The 19,622-nt window shown below is 67.6% G+C and carries 20 protein-coding genes; 9 read left to right on the forward strand and 11 right to left on the reverse strand.

The annotated features are described in order from the left end of the window. Positions 1 to 71 precede the first annotated feature (71 nt). The gene (locus PV761_RS12330; RefSeq protein ID WP_347897082.1) at positions 72 to 1,031 is read right to left on the reverse strand and encodes a helix-turn-helix domain-containing protein; all 960 of its coding nucleotides are present in this window, start codon (positions 1,029 to 1,031) and stop codon (positions 72 to 74) included. Between the two features lie 128 nt (positions 1,032 to 1,159). Then, complete coding sequence (locus PV761_RS12335) at positions 1,160 to 1,756, reverse strand: TetR/AcrR family transcriptional regulator (protein ID WP_347897084.1); 597 nt, start codon at positions 1,754 to 1,756, stop codon at positions 1,160 to 1,162. 126 nt (positions 1,757 to 1,882) lie between these two features. Here PV761_RS12335 and PV761_RS12340 point away from each other — a divergent pair, with 126 nt between their 5' ends. Further along, the gene (locus tag PV761_RS12340) at positions 1,883 to 3,820 is read left to right on the forward strand and encodes a primary-amine oxidase (RefSeq protein WP_347897086.1); all 1,938 of its coding nucleotides are present in this window, start codon (positions 1,883 to 1,885) and stop codon (positions 3,818 to 3,820) included. A gap of 9 nt (positions 3,821 to 3,829) precedes the next feature. Continuing rightward, the gene (locus PV761_RS12345) at positions 3,830 to 4,279 is read left to right on the forward strand and encodes a hypothetical protein (RefSeq protein ID WP_347897088.1); all 450 of its coding nucleotides are present in this window, start codon (positions 3,830 to 3,832) and stop codon (positions 4,277 to 4,279) included. 29 nt (positions 4,280 to 4,308) lie between these two features. Here the strand turns inward: PV761_RS12345 and PV761_RS12350 are convergent, their stop codons facing one another. Continuing rightward, entirely contained in the window at positions 4,309 to 5,637 is a 1,329-nt protein-coding gene (locus PV761_RS12350) for an MFS transporter (protein WP_347897090.1), read from the reverse strand. A 166-nt stretch (positions 5,638 to 5,803) separates the two neighbouring features. On the opposite strand from PV761_RS12350, the gene PV761_RS12355 reads away from it, so the two are divergent. From PV761_RS12355 to PV761_RS12365, 3 genes are all read left to right on the forward strand, one after another. Beyond that, complete coding sequence (locus PV761_RS12355; RefSeq protein WP_028271224.1) at positions 5,804 to 6,640, forward strand: shikimate dehydrogenase; 837 nt, start codon at positions 5,804 to 5,806, stop codon at positions 6,638 to 6,640. A gap of 151 nt (positions 6,641 to 6,791) precedes the next feature. Beyond that, on the forward strand, positions 6,792 to 7,610 hold the full coding sequence (locus PV761_RS12360) for an IclR family transcriptional regulator C-terminal domain-containing protein (protein ID WP_028271223.1): 819 nt from the start codon (positions 6,792 to 6,794) through the stop codon (positions 7,608 to 7,610). Beyond that, positions 7,607 to 8,539: a threonine/serine dehydratase gene (locus PV761_RS12365; protein ID WP_347897093.1), complete on the forward strand. Its 933-nt coding sequence runs from the start codon at positions 7,607 to 7,609 to the stop codon at positions 8,537 to 8,539. Before PV761_RS12360 ends, PV761_RS12365 begins: the two co-directional genes overlap by 4 nt. Before the next feature lie 11 nt (positions 8,540 to 8,550). Here the strand turns inward: PV761_RS12365 and PV761_RS12370 are convergent, their stop codons facing one another. Together PV761_RS12370 and PV761_RS12375 are read right to left on the reverse strand one after the other, a co-directional pair. After that, positions 8,551 to 9,867: an LssY C-terminal domain-containing protein gene (locus PV761_RS12370; protein ID WP_347897095.1), complete on the reverse strand. Its 1,317-nt coding sequence runs from the start codon at positions 9,865 to 9,867 to the stop codon at positions 8,551 to 8,553. A gap of 89 nt (positions 9,868 to 9,956) precedes the next feature. Further along, the gene (locus PV761_RS12375) at positions 9,957 to 10,430 is read right to left on the reverse strand and encodes an ATP-binding protein (protein ID WP_347897097.1); all 474 of its coding nucleotides are present in this window, start codon (positions 10,428 to 10,430) and stop codon (positions 9,957 to 9,959) included. Between the two features lie 313 nt (positions 10,431 to 10,743). On the opposite strand from PV761_RS12375, the gene PV761_RS12380 reads away from it, so the two are divergent. Genes PV761_RS12380 through PV761_RS12390 form a run of 3 tightly spaced genes read left to right on the forward strand, consistent with a single transcriptional unit; the run spans position 10,744 to position 14,117 of the window. After that, positions 10,744 to 11,580 carry a response regulator transcription factor gene (locus PV761_RS12380; protein ID WP_347897099.1) on the forward strand — a complete coding sequence of 279 codons (837 nt, stop codon included), beginning with the start codon at positions 10,744 to 10,746 and terminating at the stop codon, positions 11,578 to 11,580. A 42-nt stretch (positions 11,581 to 11,622) separates the two neighbouring features. Next, positions 11,623 to 13,464, forward strand: coding sequence for a histidine kinase (locus PV761_RS12385; RefSeq protein ID WP_347897101.1), 1,842 nt, complete (start codon positions 11,623 to 11,625; stop codon positions 13,462 to 13,464). Beyond that, entirely contained in the window at positions 13,461 to 14,117 is a 657-nt protein-coding gene (locus PV761_RS12390; protein ID WP_347897103.1) for a response regulator transcription factor, read from the forward strand. The genes PV761_RS12385 and PV761_RS12390 overlap by 4 nt, the downstream gene beginning before the upstream one ends. An 89-nt stretch (positions 14,118 to 14,206) precedes the next feature. On the opposite strand, the gene PV761_RS12395 is transcribed toward PV761_RS12390, so the two are convergent. Next, positions 14,207 to 14,695 carry a hypothetical protein gene (locus PV761_RS12395; protein WP_231511240.1) on the reverse strand — a complete coding sequence of 163 codons (489 nt, stop codon included), beginning with the start codon at positions 14,693 to 14,695 and terminating at the stop codon, positions 14,207 to 14,209. 154 nt (positions 14,696 to 14,849) lie between these two features. On the opposite strand from PV761_RS12395, the gene PV761_RS12400 reads away from it, so the two are divergent. Then, on the forward strand, positions 14,850 to 15,416 hold the full coding sequence (locus tag PV761_RS12400) for a type 1 glutamine amidotransferase domain-containing protein (RefSeq protein ID WP_347897105.1): 567 nt from the start codon (positions 14,850 to 14,852) through the stop codon (positions 15,414 to 15,416). Between the two features lie 107 nt (positions 15,417 to 15,523). Here the strand turns inward: PV761_RS12400 and PV761_RS12405 are convergent, their stop codons facing one another. The 5 genes from PV761_RS12405 to PV761_RS12425 all read right to left on the reverse strand — a co-directional run bounded on the left by PV761_RS12405 (position 15,524) and on the right by PV761_RS12425 (position 19,531). After that, complete coding sequence (locus PV761_RS12405) at positions 15,524 to 15,757, reverse strand: hypothetical protein (RefSeq protein WP_028271214.1); 234 nt, start codon at positions 15,755 to 15,757, stop codon at positions 15,524 to 15,526. An 86-nt stretch (positions 15,758 to 15,843) separates the two neighbouring features. Further along, complete coding sequence (locus PV761_RS12410; RefSeq protein WP_347897107.1) at positions 15,844 to 16,074, reverse strand: hypothetical protein; 231 nt, start codon at positions 16,072 to 16,074, stop codon at positions 15,844 to 15,846. A 408-nt stretch (positions 16,075 to 16,482) separates the two neighbouring features. Continuing rightward, positions 16,483 to 18,153, reverse strand: coding sequence for an FAD-dependent oxidoreductase (locus PV761_RS12415; protein WP_347897111.1), 1,671 nt, complete (start codon positions 18,151 to 18,153; stop codon positions 16,483 to 16,485). Further along, a complete protein-coding gene (locus PV761_RS12420; RefSeq protein ID WP_347897113.1) occupies positions 18,150 to 19,235 on the reverse strand; it encodes an alcohol dehydrogenase catalytic domain-containing protein in 1,086 nt (361 codons plus the stop codon). The genes PV761_RS12415 and PV761_RS12420 overlap by 4 nt, the downstream gene beginning before the upstream one ends. Beyond that, positions 19,235 to 19,531 carry a YciI family protein gene (locus tag PV761_RS12425; RefSeq protein ID WP_347897115.1) on the reverse strand — a complete coding sequence of 99 codons (297 nt, stop codon included), beginning with the start codon at positions 19,529 to 19,531 and terminating at the stop codon, positions 19,235 to 19,237. The genes PV761_RS12420 and PV761_RS12425 overlap by 1 nt, the downstream gene beginning before the upstream one ends. Positions 19,532 to 19,622 lie beyond the last annotated feature (91 nt).

Consider the following 19,622-nt stretch of genomic DNA (forward strand, 5'->3'; position numbering starts at 1 on the left):
TAAGACCAGTCTTAACCACCAGGCCCACCAGTCCAGTCGACGCGCCCACCCACGACTAATTCAGCAGACTCCTAGGCGCCGCGGCGCCAGTCGCTGGGGGATTCGCCGTAGGCATCCCGGAACGTGCGGCTGAAATGCGCCGCATCCAGGAACCCCCAGCGGGCGGCGACTGCCCCCACGGAGGTGCTGTGAAGCAGCGGATCCCTCAGGTCGCGGCGGATGCGCTCCAGCCGCTGGTTCCGGATCCAGCTGGCAACAGTGGCGCCCGATTCGTGGAAGATGTTGTGCAGGTGCCGGGTGGAGATGAAGTGTGCCGCCGCAATGCTGGCGGGCGAGAGCTGGGGATCGGCGAGGTTGGCCTCGATGTATTCGCGCACGGACGATGCCAGCAGCACCTGAGGCTTCATGCTCTCCCGCGCCATGTCCAGCTCCGAGTGCAGCATGGTGGACACGAGGTCCAGGGCGTTGGCGGCCAGCCGTGATCCGCTGGGGCCGCTGAGGGCTTCAAGGTTCTCCGCCAGCCGGGCAATGAAGGGGCCTACGATGCCCGCCAGCCCGTGCCCGCCTGCCAGCCGGACGGCCGCGAGCTGCCCGACGTAGTCCGGGGGCAGGGTCAGCGAATCGTGCGGGAACATGACCACCATGACCCGCGCCTGCTCTTCGAACGCCAGCGTGTAGGGGCGGTTGGTGTCGTAAATGGCGAGGTCGCCGGGGCGCAGCACTGCCTCGCGGTTGTCCTGGATGAGGAGTCCGGTGCCCTCCAGCTGGAGATTGAGTTTGAAATAGCGCTGGCCGGGCCGGGCCACCAGGGCAGGTGTGCGGTGGACATTGTGGCCCGAGGCTGACACCTCCACGATGCACAGCCGGTCCAACACCCTGGACCGCATCCGGCCGCGGAAGGTGTCCGGCTGATCCGTGTCGGCGGCCAGCGGCACGAAAGACTCCGCCACAAGGTGCCGCCAGTGGTCGAATGAGGTGGCCACGCTGGAGGTGACTTCCTGGCCCGCCGGGCGGGCTGTGGTTGCAGACATGGATGTTCCTGACGCCGGATAGCCATCTGAAAGTGGGTCCCCCAGGCTGTGTCCTGCGACACAGTCATTTCAGGTTAGCGGCCACGGCGGGCGTTGTCATCTTTTTTCGCCCATCGTCGAAAAAAGAATTATGAACCCGCCCGAAGGAGGGTCAGGAATGCTTCCAGCTGGTCGCCCAGGCCCAGGTCCGCCTCGTTGTCCGGGGCGAGGGCGGCTGCTATCTGCGCGCCCAGCAGCATGTTCAGGAGGTGGCCGGCAACGGCCGAATCGTCGACGGCGGCACCCACGTCCCCTTGCGTCCTCGCCTCCGCCAGGTGCCCGAGGATCGCGGCGTGCCACTGGTCCATGGACTCGCGATGGATGGCGGCTTTTTCCGGGTCATTGATGGCCTTCTGCCAGAACGGGACCACAATCCGCGCTTCATTGATCCGCTCGGCGTCCAGCGGCAGCACCTCCACGCAAAAAGCCCGGAGTGCTTCAATCCCGGCCTTGCCCGCCGTGACCTCCCGGATGCGCTCGTTGGTCCTGTTGAAGACGTGCCGGAACGCAAACGTCAGCAGCGTGTCCTTGGTGGGGAAGTAGGGCTTCAGTGCGCCGTTGGCAAAGCCGGCCTCGAGGGCGATTTCCCGCATCGTGGCGCCTTCGATGCCCAGCCTGGCAATGATCCGCCAGGTCGCATCCACCAGTTCCAGGCGCCGTTCATCATGGTCAACAATCTTTGGCACTCTGGTGATCCCCCGGAACTTTTTTGTATCGAACCCTTGTGATCCATCTTACGGACCGTTTATTCTCTACAACTATAGAAAATAAACATCCCGACCCCAACACGGTCCCGGACAAAGGCAGCGCTCATGACACTTGCACCAACTGACACAGCCGCCCCGTACCGCCTGGCAACGGGCGGGGAGATCACCGAAGTCCAGGGCATCCTGCGTGCCGGCGGACTCCTCGGCCCGGAGAAGCGGATCGCCTACCTCGGGCTGCTGGACCCGGCGCGGCGCCCGGCACCGCCGGAAACCCCCGGTTCGGAGGACCGGCGCTTCCGGGTGTTCATCCACGACGTGTCCGGGGGCCGTCCCCTCGATGTGACGGTCTCCGCCACCCGCGGCGAGGTGACGTCCGCCGTCGAACTGGACACCGCCGTCGCGGGCGAACTGCCGGTGCTGGAAGAGGAGTTCGAGGTGGTCGAGGAACTCCTGGCCTCCGATGAGCGGTGGCTGAAGGCCCTGGCGGACCGAAACCTGGACGTCAGCAAAGTCCGCGTTGCCCCGCTGTCGGCCGGAGTCTTCGAGTACCCGGAGGAGAAAGGCCGCCGCATCCTCCGTGGCCTGGCCTTCGTGCAGGATTTCCCCGAAGACAGCGCCTGGGCGCATCCCGTGGACGGACTCGTGGCGTACGTCGACGTGGTCAGCAAGAAAGTCACGCAGGTCCTGGATACCGGCGTCGTCCCGGTTCCCGCCGAGCACGGCAACTACACCGATCCCGAGCTCACCGGCCCGCTCCGCACCACCCAGAAGCCGCTCCACATCACCCAGCCCGAGGGTCCCAGCTTCACGGTCACCGGCGGCAACCACGTGGAGTGGGAAAAGTGGAGCGTGGACGTCGGCTTCGATGTCCGCGAGGGTGTGGTGCTGCACAACCTGGCCTTCCAGGACGGCGACCGCCTGCGGCCCATCATCAACCGCGCGTCCATCGCCGAGATGGTGGTTCCCTACGGCGACCCGTCGCCCATCCGGTCCTGGCAGAACTACTTCGACACCGGCGAATACCTGGTGGGCCAATACGCCAACTCGCTCGAACTGGGCTGCGACTGCCTCGGGGAGATCACCTACCTCAGCCCGGTGATTAGCGACGCGTTCGGCAATCCGCGCGAAATCCGCAACGGCATCTGCATGCATGAGGAGGACTGGGGCATCCTGGCCAAGCACTCCGACCTCTGGACGGGCATCAACTACACCCGGCGCAACCGCCGCCTGGTCATCTCCTTCTTCACCACCATCGGCAACTACGACTACGGCTTCTACTGGTACCTGTACCTCGACGGCACCATCGAATTCGAGGCCAAGGCCACCGGCGTCGTCTTCACCAGCGCGTTCCCCGAAGGCGGCTCGGCCAACATCTCCCAGCTGGCCCCCGGGCTCGGCGCGCCGTTCCACCAGCACCTCTTCAGCGCCCGCCTGGACATGGCGATCGACGGCTTCACCAACCGGGTGGAGGAGGAAGACGTGGTCCGCCAGCCCATGGGCGAAGGCAACGAACGCGGCAACGCCTTCTCCCGGAAACGGACCGTCCTGGGCCGGGAGTCCGAAGCCGTCCGGGAAGCCGACGCCCGCAGCGGCCGGACATGGATCATCTCCAACCCGGAGTCCCGCAACCGCCTGGGCGAACCGGTCGGCTACAAACTGCATGCCCAGGGCCAGCCCACGCTCCTGGCCGATCCGGAGTCCTCCATTGCCCGCCGGGCGGCGTTCGCCACCAAGGACCTGTGGGTCACCCGGTTCGCGGAGGACGAGCGGTACCCCACCGGCGATTTCGTGAACCAGCACTCCGGGGGAGCGGGCCTTCCGGCCTACGTCGCCCAGGACCGCGAGATTGACGGCCAGGACATCGTGGTGTGGCACACTTTCGGCCTGACCCACTTCCCCCGGATCGAGGACTGGCCCATCATGCCGGTGGACACGGTCGGCTTCAAGCTGCGTCCGGAAGGGTTCTTTGACCGCAGCCCCGTGCTGGACGTCCCGGCCAACCCGAACGCCGGGCCCGCCGCCGGCGGACACTGCCACGGCTAGGCAGGAGCCATGACCGCCCTCCGGGGATGGGGCCGGACCGCCGGCCCCATCCTCCACCCCCGCCCCGGTGCACACGTGCGCATCGTGGCCGCGGCGACGGCCGCGTCCAGCCTGGTGCACCTCTGGCTCGTGATGGGAAACCAGCACGGCCTGTGGCTGAACCTGCTGATGCTGGCCATGGTGGGGGTCTGCCTGCCGTGCGCCGTGCACATCTGGCGCGAGGGCCGGGTTGGGTCACTGCGCCAGGTCATGGCGTGCGCGCTGGCCATGACGGCGCTGCACGCTTACCTGTTGCTGGGGACAGCGTCCGGCGCCGGGTCACACGCCCACGGCCACGGAGTCTCCGGGGTGCCGGCTGATGCTGGCTCGTCCGCCGGCGGACTGCTCGCCGTCCTTGCCCTGGAACTTACGACGGCGCTGCTCGCCGCGACGCTGCTGGCCCGCCTCCGGCGCCGGTAAGGCGCCGTTGGCGGGCCGTTGGCGGGCCGCTAGCGGACCGAGTTGCCCAGTTCGCGCAGCGGGGTCCTGCTGGTCTCGCGGGCCCAGTAGGCACCGGCCACGGCCAGGAGCGAGGAGGCGGCCACGATCCAGGCGGCGGGGGCCCAGTTCGCCTTGTCTGCGCCGACGAGGGCGGTGCCGAGCAGCGGGGTGAAGCCGGCGCACAGGATGCCAACCTGCAGGCCGATGGCCATGCCGGAATAGCGGACCTTGACGTTGAACAGTTCCGAGAACCAGGCCGGGTAGATGGCGTTGGACATGGCGTAGGTGCCTGCGGTGATCAGGGTGCTGGTCAGGAAGATCATGGGGATGTTGCCCGTGGAAATCACGGAGAAGTAGACGAAGATCATCACGCCTGAACCCAGGACGCCGGTGATGAAGATCGGGCGGCGGCCGTACCTGTCGGAGAGCCAGGCCATGAACGGCTGGGATACGACGGCGATGATGTTGCCCGTGATGCTGACCCAGAGCATGGTGGAGGCCGGCACGCCCACGGAAACGGCGTAGGCCAGGCCGAAGGACTGCATAAACGTGTTCGTGACGGTTTCAAAGGACATCAGGGCCACCTGGAAGAACTGTGCCGGGTGGGTCTTGAACATCTTGGCGAAGGGCAGTTTCACCAGTTCGCCGTGATCGTGCTTTTCCTCGAAGACCTCTGGTTCCTCCAGTGAGCGGCGGACAAGGTACGCAACGATCAGCACCACCAGCGAGAGCCAGAACGGGATGCGCCAGCCCCAGGCCAGGCGGTCCGCTTCGCTCATGGCCGCCACGGGGAGGAACGCCAGCGAGGCCAGGACAATGCCGGCGGAGATGCCGCTCATGGCGAAGCTGGCGAAGAAGCCGCGGCGTCCTTCGGGGGCTTCCTCGGTGGACAGTGCCGAGGCGCCCGCGGTTTCGGCCCCGGCAGAGAGGCCCTGCATGAGGCGCAGGAGAACCAGCAGGGCGGGAGCCCAGTAGCCGGCGGTGTTGAAATCGGGCAGCACGCCGATGAGGAACGTGGCCGAACCCATCAGGACCAGCGTCAGCACCAGGGTGTTCTTGCGGCCGATCTTGTCACCCAGGTGCCCGAAGACCACTGCGCCGAAAGGCCGTGCCACATACGCCACGCCGAAGGTGGCGAACGAGGCGATCAGGGCGACCGTGGGGTCGCCCGACGGGAAGAAGATCTTGGAAAAGACCAGCGACGCCGCAGTGGCGTAGATGAAGAAGTCGTAGTACTCAAGGGCGCCGCCGAGGAACGCGGCCAGGGCTGCCTTCTTGGCCCTCTTGAGCTGGCGCTGCTCGGCTCCGATGCCGGCGCCTGTGGCTGTGTTGGTCATGATGCTGGTCCCTCCGCGTTGAAAGACTGTTTGAATTTCTTATTTGTGCGCATTCCGAACAGCTGTGCGGTATGCGATTATGGAATAGAGTACCGCAGAGTGAGGTGCCTCACAACACTTTCCTGACCGGGCAACCCGACTGCGTCTTTCACATGAGAGGGTCACTATGGAGAACCGAACGCCCGCACACCGTTTGTTCCTTATCGGCTCGGCTGCTTCAAGCGCCATGTCGCCCGGGCTGTGGGGCCCGGTCTTCGAGGAGCTCGGGAGCAGCTGGACGTACGAGGCATGGGACGTGCCTGCCGGACAGGACATGTCCGGCGTCCGTGCCGCGATGCTGGAGGCCGACGTCGTGGCCGCCAATGTGACGATGCCCCACAAGCAGTGGGCCGCCGGAACTGCTGACTCCGTCACCGAACCGGTCCGGCTCAGCGGAGCCTCCAACCTCCTGGTCCGGGACGGCCGGAGGCTGAATGCGCACAATACTGACATCACCGCCGTCGTCGAACTCCTGGGTGGCCGGCACCAGCGGCACGCCCTGATGCTCGGGGCCGGCGGCGCCGCACGGGCAACGCTGGTGGCGCTCGCGGGGCTGGCTGACCGGGTCACAGTGACGGACAAGGACCCGGGGGCATCGCAGCAGCTGGTGGACCTTGCCACCAGCCTGGGCATAAAAGCCACCGCCGTGTCCTGGGCCGAATCCCGGGACCACGCGCCCGGCGCATCCCTGATCGTTAACGCGACGCCCCTCGGCAAGGGCGCTGATGATGAACCGGCCTGGGGGCAGGCACGGCTCTCCCCGGATGCCTTTGTCTATGACTTCGTCTACGCGGGCCACACCACCGCAACCATCGCCAGCGCCAAGGCGCAGGGGCTGGCGTGCGCCGACGGGTGGGACCACCTTCGGGCGCAGGCGGCGGCCATGATCCCCATTCTTGGCCTGGCGCCGGAGACCGGACAGCTCCTGGGCCGGACACTGACGCATATCCGGGCGGACGGCTGACCGATCCGGGGAAATGACGGAGCTGGCCGGGGGTTGGACCCTGCTGTTTGCGCGGTCGTGCGGCGGTTAGGGGCCGGATATGATCGAAACAAGCCTGCGGCCATGCGTCTGCGGGCGCCGGATGTGAGCTTCAGGAAGGGCAAACGATTCCATGGCGGAACAACCCGCATACTTCGTGAAGTCGGTGGAGAAGGCCTTCGACGTACTGCGTGCCTTCGCTCCGGACGAACCCCGCCTGACGGTGTCCCAGGTCGCCGCGAAATCGGACATGACCAGGGCCTCGGCCCGGAGGTTCCTGATGACGCTCACCGACCTTGGCTATCTTCGCGCCGAGGGGTCCCACTTCGAGCTGACCCCCCGCTCGCTGGACATCGGGCAGTCCTTCCTGGCAAACCTTGCGCTCCCCAGAATCGCCGAGCCGCACTTGAAGTCGCTGGCCGCGGAGCTGAACGAGACAACGTCCCTGTGCATCCTCGACGGCACCGACGTGGTGTATGTCGCGTGCGTTCCGTCGCCCCGCCTCCTGAGCGTCTCCATCAGCGTGGGCACCAGGTTCCCGGCCTGGGCCACGTCCATGGGGCGCGTGCTGCTGGGGGCGTTGTCCGAGACCGAGCTGAAGACCTACTACGACTCCGTCCAGCTGCAGCGGTTCACCGAGCGCTCGATCGGCACGCTCGAACAGCTCCAGGCCGAAGTGGAACAAGCCAGGACCAGGGGGTGGTCCATGGTCTCCCAGGAACTGGAGGAAGGCCTGCGCGGTGTGGCCGTCCCGGTCTGGCGCGGCCACGAGGTCGTTGCCGCGGTCAACGTGTCACTGCAGACCCACCGGGCTCCGGCGGAAGCCATCGAAAAGACCGTGGTCCCGTTCCTGCAGGACGCCGCACAACAGATCGGCCATGACTACGGCGGGCGCGCCACGGCTCCGACCACCACCGCACCATCCGGGGCTGCAGCCGGGGGAGTGCGGTGATCACCCGGTCCGACGTCGACCAAGCCGCCGCCAGGATTGCCGGGCTGGTGCGCCGCACACCCGTAATCGAAGCGGATCCGGACAGCTTCCCCGGGACGGTCTGGCTGAAGTGCGAGTTCATGCAGCACACCGGCACCTTCAAGGCCCGGGGCGCATTCAACCGCGTGCTGGCCTGCCGCGAGCGTGGCGAACTCAAGGAGGACGTCGGCATTGTGGTGGCTTCGGGCGGCAACGCCGGTCTGGCCAACGCCTACGCCGCAGCCCAGGCGGGAGTGCCCGCCGCCGTGTTTGTCCCGGAGACCGCTCCCGCCATGAAGGTGAAGAAACTCCGGGAATCCGGCGCCACGGTGATCCAGCGCGGCGCCGAATATGCCGTGGCCTACGACGCCGCCATCGCCTACGCGGCCGAGACCGGAGCCGTATACTGCCACGCCTACGACCAGCCGGAAATCGCTGCCGGTGCCGGCACCGTCGGTTCGGAGCTGCTGGAACAGCTGGGCGGAGTGGACACCGTACTGGTGGCCGTGGGCGGCGGAGGCCTGATGGCCGGGATTGCAGCCGCCGTCGAAGGCCTGGCCAGGGTGGTGGGAGTGGAACCCGCAACCGCCCCCACCCTGCACGCCGCGCTGACGGCAGGTGAGCCGGTGGACGTTGCGGTTTCCGGGATTGCCGCGGACTCGCTGGGAGCGCGCCGGATCGGCCGGATCGGTTTTGACGTCGCGGTGCGGACCGGCGTGGCGTGCGTGCTGGTGTCCGACGACGAGATTATCGCCGCGCGCTCGCGGCTGTGGGCCGACTACCGGATGGTGGTGGAGCATGGTGCGGCGGCGGCGTTTGCCGCACTGACCTCCGGGGCCTACGTCCCGGCTGAAGGCGAACGCGTGGCCGTGATCCTGTGCGGCGCGAACACGGACCCGTCCACGCTCTGACGGCCTGGCGGTCAGATCGCTGCGCGGCCGCCGGGCCGGGCGGCGATCCGTTTCGGCTCCTTGCGGTCGCGGCGGGCATAGACGCGGGACCGCTCGCTGGACAGGGCGAGGATCAGCAGGATGTCCAGGGTGAGGCCGGGGAGGTTGGTCTGCAGCGTGATGCCCGGGCCCCCGTGAGCAACGTCAATGACCTGCAGGCCGATCGCGGCGGTGCTCACGGCCATGGCGAGCGTGCGGGCCCAGTTCCGCCCCAGGAACACGAACCCGGCCAGCAGCAGTTCCGCGAGGGCAGAGAGGACAAGCACTGCCGCCCCGGCGTAGAGCACCAGCTGAGATTGGCCCTCGCTCAGGTGCTCGGCGGGGAAGAGCAGCACGGACAGGGCCAGTGCCGCCGCGGCGAGTGCCCGGCCGGCCACGAGGGCGGCTCCGATGATGGTGGGCGCAGGGCGCCTGTTCCGGCTGTCGCTCGGGAGCCGCGGAACGGCGACGCCTGGCACCGGCGTTGCCCGCAGGTCAACGATGGGAAGGTCGCCGTCGGTGGCAATTTCATCGCCTCCGCCGTTGCGGGTGTGGTAGCCGGTGGAGAAATCCCGGATCACCCGGACGTCGGCCGCGGGCTCGGCGGCGGAAATGGACGCGACAATGTGGTCCCGCTCATCGTCCGTGTGTTCGTCGATCTTGTGCGTGATCTGGAGGGTAAACAGCGAGAAGCCGACGCTTCGGTCGTACGTGCCCGCGGCCAGCCAGTCCGCAGCCACGCCGCCGGGAAGCAGCCAGCCGGGCGGGCACCGCCAGAAGCGGACGTGGTGGCGCTTGCCCGGGGTTCCGTCCACTTCCTGCTGGTAGGCGAAGTCCTGCTGCCGGCCGAAGAGGAACAGCGGACTGACCGGCGCCTCAAGGTAGCTGCGGCGCAGGAGGGTGGAGGTGATGATCCTCCAACTGCTGGCCAGGGTTACGTCGTCCGCTATGGTCCAGCCGGCCCGACGCATGACGTGGTGGAGCTGGGCTTCGGAACCGAGCAGGGCCACGTTCACCGGATCGCCGAGCAGGCCGTCGCTGGTGCGGGCGCGCCCGATGAAGTAGTCGGGCACATAGACGCGGGTCAGGATCGAGTGGAGCCTGGGCAGGACGAGGTAGGCGAGCATGGCCCAGAAGACAAACGTGAACCAGAGCTGGCCCCAGCCCCACTGGAAGCTGAGCTCAAGGAGAAGATAGGTCAACCAGGCGGCGGCGACACCACCGACCAGGAAGAAGATCCTGTCCCATGCCGTATCGAGTGCCGTGCGGGCAACGCCCGCGACGGGAGCCCTCACCACAGGCCTGGTCATGGGCAAAATAATACTGGAGACGGTTGCCGGATCCGTGGGCACAGCGGCCCGGGCTGATATGCATGGTAATCCCCCCGTAAAACGTGTGGTCAGTCCAGCGGAAGCGTGACCGTGACGCAGGTGCCCTCGCCGGGAGCACTGTCTACTGTTGCGGTTCCGCCGGCCTCATGGACTGCGATGGACATCAGGAACAGTCCGAATCCCTGCGGGCGGTTGCCCGTGCGGTCATTGCGGTCGAAGCCTGCCCCGTTGTCAGCCACCGTCAGCCGGATGCCGTGATGCACGGCCGCGAGCCGGACGGTCAGTTCGGTGGCGCCGGCGAATTTGAGCGCATTGCTCAGGGCCTCCTGGGCGGCGTGGTACGGCAGCCCGGCAGTACCGGACGGTATCTCGACGCCGTGGTGCGGTGTCTCCCACCGGACCGTGGTTCCCTGTTCCCGCAACGGGGCGGCGAGCCGGTCGATGCAGCCGGCGAGCCCCAGGGCGCGAAAATCCACCGGTGCCTGATCGGTGATGACGCCGTGGATCGCGGCGACCTCATTGGCAGCTTGAGCCTTTTTCATGGCCGTTCCTGCTTCCTTGCAGCCTGTGACGCTTCCTTCTCACGGGTGCTGGGTTCCCGCCTGGATGTATGACTCAAGGGTGGACCGGCGGAATCATGAATGACGCGACTTTGACGCAATTTTGGCTCAAGTTCCCGGAGATTCCGGAGGCGAACTCAAGAGATGCGCAAGATTTGATTCGACGGCAATACGTGCTGTCCCGCCGTGTGTAGGCTCATCATCAACCCCATATGTCCAGTTAGTGGAAATACCCATCCGCGGGCTCCCTGCCGACGAATATGGGGGTGACTGGCTGAACACTATGGGGGCATAGATGGAAGAACGCGGCATTGCCGTTGTAGTAGAGGACGACGACGACGTCAGGAATTCCCTGCGGGAAGTGCTGTCGCAATCAGGGTTCGCCGTCCACGCGACAGCCTCCGGACTCGAAGGTGTTGAGGCGGTCCGCCGGTACAACCCGGTGGTGGTCACCATGGACCTCGGGCTTCCCGACTTTGACGGCCTCGAAGCCTCCCGCCGCATCCGCACGTTCAGCGACGCCTACCTTGTCATTGTGACGGGCCGGGTGGATGAAGCCGACGCGATCATGGGCTTCGAAGCAGGGGCGGATGACTTCCTGACCAAGCCCTTCCGTCCGCGCGAGCTTCGGGCCAGGATCGCGGCCATGCTGCGACGGCCGCGGCGGGCCGCGCACCCGCCGGCGGGACCGGCCGGTGACGGGCGGCGAGCGCAGAGCGCTCCGGCCGAGGCCGTGCCCTCTTCCGTCCCGGCTGTGGCGGCACTCCGGCAGGGTGACCCTGCCGATGCGGACCTCGCCGATTTCGAGCACAACGGCCTCACGCTCCGCGAGGGAACCAGGACCGCCGAGTTCGAGGGGCTGCGGATTGAGCTGACCCGGACCCAGTTCGACCTTCTCCTGGTGCTGCTGGAAAACGGACGCCTGGTGCAGTCCAAGGCCGATCTGGTCCGCCGGCTGAGGAACGAACCCTATGACACCGGCTCCTACGTGAGCACCGCCGAGGAGCGCACGGTGGAAGTCCACATGGGAAACCTGCGGAAACGGCTGGGAGACGACTCGCGCGCGCCCCGGTGGGTCGAAACCGTGCGGGGAATTGGCTACCGGCTGGCGCCGCCGGTGGCTGCCGAATGAGCTGACGGGCGCCTATCCTTAAGCTTGGCGGAGGGAAGCACCGTGACCCCCAAGCAACTGGTGTTCGTAGTGGCTGCCACCGTGGGCGTCCTGGCCCTGGTGCTGATCTCGATCGACTGGCAGCCGGCGGCCCTGCAGGATCCTGCCCGGACGCTGGGTGTCCTCAACGCCCAGGGGGTCATCCGCTGGGGCGAGAACCCGGGCCGGGCTCCATTCTCGGTCTTTGAACTTTCCCTCTTCGTCGCCGTCGGGCTGGCCTTCGTCCTGGCCGGCGTGACCGCCTGGCAGACCCGGCCCAACCGGAATCCCGGCCTGCTGCTGGTGGTGGCCGGACTGCTGTGGCTGGCGGCCGGCGTGCGGCGGTCCAGTGATCCGGTCCTCTTTACGGTGGGAGTGGGGCTGACCCTGATGTACCAGCCTCCGCTGCTGCAGCTGGCCCTCAGCTTCCCCTCCGGGGTCCTGCGCTCGCGGGCGGAACGGGCGGCCGTTGTCTTCTTCTTCGCCGCCTGGGCGGTGATTGCGGTGGCGAGCTGGGCGTTCTTCGATCCCCGGCTGCACGTCACCGCGGGGGAGTCCACGTCCAAGAACCTGTTCCTCCTGCGGGACAGCCCGGAGCTCACCAGTGCCATCGGCGACGTTGCCCGCATTCTCCAGGTGGGCATCGGCCTGGCAATTGTGGCCGTGCTCGTGGCCCGCTGGCAGTCCGGCTCAGCCGCCTACCGGGCGGCCTTCCTGCCGTTGTGGCTGGCAGTGATCATCAAGACAGCGTCCACCGTCTGGGTGTCCCTTGCCGTGGTCCAGCTGACCGGATCACTGTCCAACGAGGCACTGCTGTGGCAGTACCCGGCGACGGCGATCGTCCCGCTCGCTGTGCTGCTGGGGCTGTGGCGCTACCGGTTCGCCCGCGGCGCGCTCAGCGAGCTGCTGGTGGAGATCGGTGCGGCGCCGGTGAGCGACCGGCTGATCCGCGCCCTCCGCAGGTCGGTCCGGGACCCCACGCTCAGCCTGTGGCGGTGGTCGCCGGCGCTGGCCGGATTCGTGGACGACGACGGCGTGCCCCGCGCCGTCCCGGAGGACGGATCCGGACGGGCGGCGATGGTGCTGGAGCGCAACGGCACGCCGGTCGGGGCCCTGGTTTTCGACGAAGCGCTCCGGGACCAGCCCCAGCTGCTGGCGGCCGTGCAGAGCGCCACGTCTCTGGCCCTGGACAACCAGAACATGGAACAGCAGCTGCGGGACCAGCTGATCGAGGTCCGCCGCTCCCGGGAACGGATAGTCACCGCCGGGGACGCCCGGCGTCGTGAACTCGAACGGGACCTCCACGACGGTGCGCAGCAGCGGCTGGTGGGCGTATCCATGGACCTTGCCAGGGCACGGCGTGCCGCGAGCCCCGAGGAGATGAAGGTCCTGGTGGCGCAGGCCAGCGACGAGCTCGCCGTTGCACTGGCGGAACTGCGTGAGCTGGCCCGGGGTGTCTACCCGCCGTCGCTGCGGGAAAGAGGGCTGGGCGGTTCGCTCACGGCATTGGCGGAGCGGTCCCCGCTGCCCATCGAGCTGGACGTTGACCTGCCGCAAAGGCCTCCGCCGCCCGTGGAACTCGCCGCCTATTTTATCTGCGCCGAGGCCGTCACCAATGCCGCCAAGCACGCCCGGGCCTCGAACCTGCAGATCGGCGTCAAAGGAACGGCGGAGGGACTCAGCCTGCACGTGACGGATAACGGGATCGGCGGGGCAAGTCCCGGTGCCGACGGCGGCCTGCTGGGGCTGGCCGACCGGGCCGCGGCCCTGGGCGGCTCCCTGACGGTCACCAGCCCGGCCGGCCGCGGAACAACCGTGGCCGCAACCCTGCCGTTCTCGGCCGACCCGACGGAGGACCTCCCATGACACTGCGCGTCGCCATCGCGGACGACTCGGCGCTGCTCCGCCGCGGCCTTGCCGCGCTGCTCAGCTCCGAAGGGCTGGAGGTGGTCTGCGAGGCCGCGGACGCCCAGGAGCTGCTGGGATGTATCGCAGCGCAGCAGCCTGACGTTGCCATCGTGGACATCCGCATGCCGCCCACCTTCACCACCGAAGGCATCCAGGCCGCCACGGCGATCCGCCGCGACCAGCCGGGGACGGGGGTCCTGCTGCTGTCCCAGTATGTGGAGACGGAGAACGCCATGCAGCTCCTGGGGAATGGGGCGAAAGGGCTGGGCTACCTCCTGAAGGAACGTGTGTCCGACATCGACGACTTCATCGACGCCCTGCACCGGGTGGCGGCGGGCGGGACCGCCGTCGATCCTGAACTGGTGGCCCGGATGGTGGCCCGGCCGCACAACGGCCACCAGGGGGAGGACGAGCTCAGCAGCCGCGAGCGGGACGTCCTGGAACTGATGGCCCAGGGGCGCACCAACCAGGCGATCGGCAAGAGCCTGTTCCTGGGGGAACGGACGGTGGAGGCGCACATCCGGAGCATCTTCCTGAAGCTGGGGCTGCGGCCGGAACCCGAGGATCACCGACGGGTCCTCGCCGTGCTGACCTACCTGCGCCAGCACTAGCAAAACGGCGGCCGCCCCCTGTGGGGACGGCCGCCGGATTGCCTGCGGGGTGCTCGGGCCCGGATGGTCAGGCCTGGCTGGATACGGAACTAGTTGGACATGGACGTGGTGCCGCTGCCGGTCCAGCCGGTGAACGGCGACCAGACGCCACCCACGCCTTCCTGATGCCGGACCTTCTGGTAGACCTCCTCGTTGCCGATCTCGGTGTTGGTCAGCGTGCGGACGTTGTGGATGGTGTGCCAGCCGTTGGCCGGGCCGAGGTAGCGACTGAACGAGGAGTTGCCGAGGTGGTCGTCACCGTTGGGCCAATCGTCGCTTTCCCAGCGCTGCTGCTCGATGTTGACGTAGCGGTTGGCACCGCAGTAAACGTTGATCCGGTAGTCCACCAGTTTGGTGCCGGACGAGTTGAAGCCCGCAAAGATGGGCTTGAGCGGCACCACCTGGCAGGCGTAGTTGGTGGCGGCTGCCTGGGCAGGTGCGGCCAGGGCGACGCCGCCCGCGGCAAGTCCCAGCGTCATTGCTGAGACGAGCGCGATCTTAGCGCGGGACGGACGGGACTTCTTTGTTCCGGCGGTCATGGACATTTTTTTGCTCCTGTTGCGGTGATGGTGGTTTCGGCCAGGAATCCTTTCCTGATGCCGTGTTTCCATGGTCCGCTCGGAGCACTGTCCCTGACTTCCGTGCTAGCACTGTTTAGTGTTAAAGCCGTAGGCATCCGGCAAAGGAGGACATATGTCAGCGCACAATATTGCAGGCAAGAAGGTGGCGTTCCTGCTGACCGACGGCGTGGAGCAGGTGGAGCTCACCAGCCCCTGGAACGCCGTGAAGGAAGCCGGCGGCGAGCCCACGCTGGTGGCGCCCAAGACCGGAAAGCTGCAGGGCTACCACGGCACCGAAAAAGGCGAGAAGTTCGACGTCGACATCACGGCGGCCCAAGCCGACGCCGCTGATTTCGATGCGCTGGTGATCCCGGGCGGAGTGGTCAACGCGGACCACCTTCGCGTGGACAGCGACGCGCAGGCCTTTGCCCGCAGCTTCTTCGAACAGCACAAGCCGGTGGCGTCCATCTGCCACGGCCCCTGGCTGCTCATCGACGCAGGCGTGGTCCGCGGGCGCAGGCTGACCTCGTACCACACGCTCCGGACCGACCTGAAGAACGCGGGCGCCCTCTGGAGTGATGAGGAGGTTGTGGTGGACCAGGGCTTCGTCACCAGCAGGCACCCCGGGGACCTCAAGGCCTTCAACGACAAACTGCTGGAAGAGATCGAAGAAGGCGGGCACGCGGGCCGGACTGCCTGACCGGCACAACCCAGTCAGCAACGTGGCCGGGAAAAGCACAAAGACGAGGAGCCCGACGGCGGTAATTGCCGCCGTCGGGCTCCTCGTCTTCGTCGGTGCTTTCTATGTCAGCTGGAGCTGGGTTCGGTGGTGAGGCCCCGGTGGTCCGGCGTTTTGCTGTTCTGTTCCTCGGCCGGTCCCGGGGGTTCGGTGCCATCCGCGCCGGGGCGGGCATCGACAGGGCCGGGCCCGGCATGTCGGCCGGACGCCTGGTCCGCCGGCTTGTCCCTCGGCACCGGGTTGGTTTCGTCCTCGACGCCATCGCTCACGATGTCGTCGGCCTCGTTGTGTTCCGTGCTCATCGACTGCTCCTGATCTCGCGGTGTGGTCCCACGCTACAGGCGGGGTGCGGGTGCGTACAGCGGCGGTCCTTCCTGGGCGTGCCTGCCTAGGAGGCGGAAGCCCACTGCCGGAGCTCCCGCGTTTCGCCGTAGGGAACGTCGCGGCTGACGGCCACGGTGTAGGTGGAGTAGCCGGTCTGGGTGACCAGCACGCCGTGGCGGCGTTCCTGCATGGCGTGGCGGAGGGCGATGTCCACGGCCCTGTTGAGGTCGTTTTCGATGGTTGCGGGATCGTGGGCAATGATCTCGAGCAGGATGTCTGAGTGGTGCTTGATCATGGGGTGCTCTCTTTCGCAGGGGTGTGATCGGGGCGGGTGTCCAGGGAAGGTGGCCGGGCCGGGCCGTGTTTCGGTGAGGGGGAATCCGGGGAATCCGGGGAGGACAAAAAGGGTGCCTTTGAGGCGGGAGGAGATTTGAGCTGAAGGTGATGCGGGGGGCCCGGCATTCTGAGATGGGGCGGGGCCGGTGCGATGCTTCCGGCGGAGGGACCGGGAACGTTTTGTCGTTCCTGCGGATCCACCCTAAGTGTGGCCGACCGGGCCGCCGGAAGGCAATCACTTCGGTGGAATTTCTTTTGTGTCCCGCGTCACACGCTCGCAAAGGCGAGGGGCCGACGGCGGAAACTCCCGCCGTCGGCCCCTCGCCTTAGTGTTCTCTTCTCAGCGCTGTCCTTGCTGTTCGTGCTGTCAGTTCTGCCGGCGCCGCGCCAGGTGCTCGCCCACTGCGAAGGCCCGCGTGATGGCGGACCCCAGGGTGGCCCCGCCGCCAGGGTAGTTGTTCCGGAACACACTGGCAGCGACGTTTCCGGCGGCGTAGAGCCCGGGGATCGGGTTCGCCCGGCGGTCCAGCACGCGGCCGTCGAAGTCGGTTTCCAGCCCGCCCGAGGTGCCCAGGACGCCTGCCGAAATCGGCACGGCATGGAACGGGCCGGTGGCCAGGGGAGCCAGGCACGGGTTGGGGGTGTTGCCGGAATCGCCCAGGAAACGGTCCTGGGGTGTGGCGCCGCGGTGGAACTCGGTGTCCACGCCCGCGGCGGCATCTTTGTTGAACCGGGCCACGGTTTCGCGGAGCCCGGCGGGGTCTACTCCGAGCTTTCCGGCCAGTTCCTCCACGGTTCCGGCCGAGGTCATCCATTCCGCCGGTGACCCGGGCGTTGAGCCGGCCACGGGGTACTTGGACAGGTAGGCGGAGTCGAACACCAGCCACGCGGGATTGTTCCGCTGCCGCCCGGTGTGGGGGTCCACCGAGGCGAACACCCGGCAGGCGTCGTGGTAGTTCAGGGCTTCATTGACGAAACGCCTTCCCGCGGCGTTCACGGTGATGGAACCGGGCAGGGTCATTTCCACGTTGCCCATCCGGCCGGACTGCCGGCCGTCATACCGGTGCGCCGGTGCGGCGATCACGGGGACACCCCAGATGGCCGTCATGTCAGCCACTGCCGCCCCGGCTTTCAGGCCCAGTTCCAGCCCGTCGCCCTCGTTGGACGGCGCGCTGATGGGCGTCACCGGGAAGGGCAGGAACGCCTGGCGCAGCCGCGGGTTCCATTCGAACCCGCCGGAGGCCAGGACGACGGCGGCGGCCGTGAGGGTCCTGCCTGGGCCGGCGGCACTGTCTCCGCCTGGGCCGAGCGTGACCGTCCAGCCGCTCCCCGCGCGGACCAGGTCCTCCACCGGCGCGGCGGCAGCAATGTGGATACCCCGGTCCAGGGCGCTCGCCAGCAGCCGGCCCACCAGCGCGCCGCCCATGGTGCGCACCCCGGTTTTCGCCCGCGTCGCGAGAAGCGCAGGATCGGCGGCGCGGCCGTTGAGCTCGTCCCGTTCCGTCATGGTCAGGAGCGGGAAGTACGACGACGGCCGGATGGCCTCCGCCAGGCCCGGATAGTCCTGCGGATCGAAGGCGTTGTTGTCCAGGCCGCGTCCGCCGTCGGCCGCGCCGTTCCACTCCAGGTGGTAATCCGGGCGGGCGATGGGGGTCATGGACACCCTGGTGCTGCCGGTCAGGTATTTCACGGCGCGCGGTGCGGTCCGGACATACCAGTCGATTTCCGCAGCTGACAGGACGTGCCCCGCTGCCTCCGTGAGGTATTCGACGGCGAGTTCATGGCTGTCGCTGAAGCCGGCCCGGGCTGCCAGATGGTTGTTCGGAGCCCACATCACCCCGCCGCCGGCGGCCGTGGTGCCCCCCAGCAGGGCGGCCTTCTCGGCCACCAGCACGCTCAGCCCGGCGTCCGCCGCGCGGACCGCCGCCACCAGGCCGGCCGCCCCGCTGCCGGCCACCACGACGTCGTACGCAGGGGCGAGTTCCTCCACCGGCGTGAGCACGCGCTGGGAAGTGCGGATGTTTGCACCCGGGTTCATGCCGGCGCCCCCGCGAATGCCGTTTCCGGTCCGGTGCCTGAGCCCAGGGCGGCCGGCATCTCGATGAGGATCTTGCCCACCTTCTCAGTCCGGCTGCGCATCAATTCGTAGGCCTGCTGCAGGTCCGCGAAGCCGAAACGGTGCGTCATGAGGGCCCTGGCCTGGTCCGGATGGCGCGCCAGGAGGGCCAGTCCGTCGGGGATCAGGTTGAGGCTGTTCCGGCTGCCCAGCAGGTCCAGTTCCTTGAACGGAATGTCCTTCATGGATACCGTGGCCGAGCGCGCTGAAATGCCCACCTGGACGATGCGGCCGGCGCTGGCCACGAGGCGTATGGCGTTCTCCAGCGAGGACGGCGCACCGGTTGCCTCCAGCACCAGGCCGGGGCCGTAGCCCTCGGTCAGCCGCCCCAGCCGCGCTGCCTGTTCGGCGTCGGGGAAGCAGGCGGCGGGGTCAACCAGCAGCGTGTCCACAGCTCCGAAGGCGCGTGCCAGCTCCAGACGCTCAGCCTCCGTGTCAGCGCAGACCACGTCCACGCCCAGGTCGGTCAGGTACAGGGTGGCGAGCAGCCCGATGGGGCCGCTGCCCAGGACGAGCGCGGTTTCCCCGGCAGCGGGGCGGCCGCGGTTCACGGCCTGCATGGCGATGGAGGCGGGCTCGGCCATGGCGGCCAGTTCCAGCGCCAGGCCCTCGGGAACCGGGCACAGCTTGTCCACCGGGACGCTGAGCACTTCCACCAGGGCGCCGTCGGAATAGCAGCCGATGCAACTGATATTGCGGCAGACGTTGAACCTGCCCTGCAAGCATGGCCGGCAGGTTCCGCAGTACGTCATCGGGCTGACGGCAACCCTGTCCCCGGTCCGGATGCCGGCAGCGTTGTGGCCGATTGCTTCGACGACGCCGGAGAACTCGTGACCCTGGACCACCGGCAGTTCGGCCGGGTAGTCGTCCTCCCAGATATGGAGGTCAGTGCCGCAGAGCGTGACGTGGTGGATCCGGACCAGGGCGCGGCCCTGCTCCAGGACAGGCTCGGCCACTTCCTCGTAGCTGATGGTTTCCCTGGCAACAGTGCGGGCGGTCAGCATCAGGCGTCCACGCGTTCGGCGCCGAAGAAGATGTTCCATTGCCGGATGGTCCGTTCTTCGATGAGGTTGTTGCTGAAGAACGGATCCAGGTCCATCAGTGCTTCGACGTCGGCCTTGGAATCGCCTTTGAGGATCAGCAGGGCTCCGGGTGATTCCCCGGAGCCGAAGGGGCCGCTCGTCAGCAGCCGGCCGCCGTCGAACTGCGACTTCAGGAATTCAACGTGGCGTGGCCGGTGCTCATCGCGCTCGCCGGCCGTGGCGTCGGAGTAGGCGTAGGTGACGGCGAAAGTTGCCATGGGCGTTGTCCTCTTCGTTGAGTAATTGGTGTCCTTCCATCGTGGGAGCGGGATTGAGACGTGTCCAACACTTATTCGGTCTGGGACTATG

The sequence above is a fragment of the Arthrobacter sp. CC3 genome, from assembly GCF_039907775.1.
GTDB lineage: Bacteria > Actinomycetota > Actinomycetes > Actinomycetales > Micrococcaceae > Arthrobacter.

Excerpts from the sequence above, each read along its gene's own strand:
- PV761_RS12330 (WP_347897082.1), bottom strand. The coding sequence starts at position 1,031 with ATGTCTGCAACCACAGCCCGCCCGGCGGGCCAGGAAGTCACCTCCAGC.
- PV761_RS12340 (WP_347897086.1), top strand. The coding sequence starts at position 1,883 with ATGACACTTGCACCAACTGACACAGCCGCCCCGTACCGCCTGGCAACG.
- PV761_RS12345 (WP_347897088.1), top strand. The coding sequence starts at position 3,830 with ATGACCGCCCTCCGGGGATGGGGCCGGACCGCCGGCCCCATCCTCCAC.
- PV761_RS12350 (WP_347897090.1), bottom strand. The coding sequence starts at position 5,637 with ATGACCAACACAGCCACAGGCGCCGGCATCGGAGCCGAGCAGCGCCAG.
- PV761_RS12355 (WP_028271224.1), top strand. The coding sequence starts at position 5,804 with ATGGAGAACCGAACGCCCGCACACCGTTTGTTCCTTATCGGCTCGGCT.
- PV761_RS12360 (WP_028271223.1), top strand. The coding sequence starts at position 6,792 with ATGGCGGAACAACCCGCATACTTCGTGAAGTCGGTGGAGAAGGCCTTC.
- PV761_RS12370 (WP_347897095.1), bottom strand. The coding sequence starts at position 9,867 with ATGACCAGGCCTGTGGTGAGGGCTCCCGTCGCGGGCGTTGCCCGCACG.
- PV761_RS12375 (WP_347897097.1), bottom strand. The coding sequence starts at position 10,430 with ATGAAAAAGGCTCAAGCTGCCAATGAGGTCGCCGCGATCCACGGCGTC.
- PV761_RS12380 (WP_347897099.1), top strand. The coding sequence starts at position 10,744 with ATGGAAGAACGCGGCATTGCCGTTGTAGTAGAGGACGACGACGACGTC.
- PV761_RS12390 (WP_347897103.1), top strand. The coding sequence starts at position 13,461 with ATGACACTGCGCGTCGCCATCGCGGACGACTCGGCGCTGCTCCGCCGC.
- PV761_RS12395 (WP_231511240.1), bottom strand. The coding sequence starts at position 14,695 with ATGACCGCCGGAACAAAGAAGTCCCGTCCGTCCCGCGCTAAGATCGCG.
- PV761_RS12400 (WP_347897105.1), top strand. The coding sequence starts at position 14,850 with ATGTCAGCGCACAATATTGCAGGCAAGAAGGTGGCGTTCCTGCTGACC.
- PV761_RS12405 (WP_028271214.1), bottom strand. The coding sequence starts at position 15,757 with ATGAGCACGGAACACAACGAGGCCGACGACATCGTGAGCGATGGCGTC.
- PV761_RS12410 (WP_347897107.1), bottom strand. The coding sequence starts at position 16,074 with ATGATCAAGCACCACTCAGACATCCTGCTCGAGATCATTGCCCACGAT.
- PV761_RS12415 (WP_347897111.1), bottom strand. The coding sequence starts at position 18,153 with ATGAACCCGGGTGCAAACATCCGCACTTCCCAGCGCGTGCTCACGCCG.
- PV761_RS12420 (WP_347897113.1), bottom strand. The coding sequence starts at position 19,235 with ATGCTGACCGCCCGCACTGTTGCCAGGGAAACCATCAGCTACGAGGAA.
- PV761_RS12425 (WP_347897115.1), bottom strand. The coding sequence starts at position 19,531 with ATGGCAACTTTCGCCGTCACCTACGCCTACTCCGACGCCACGGCCGGC.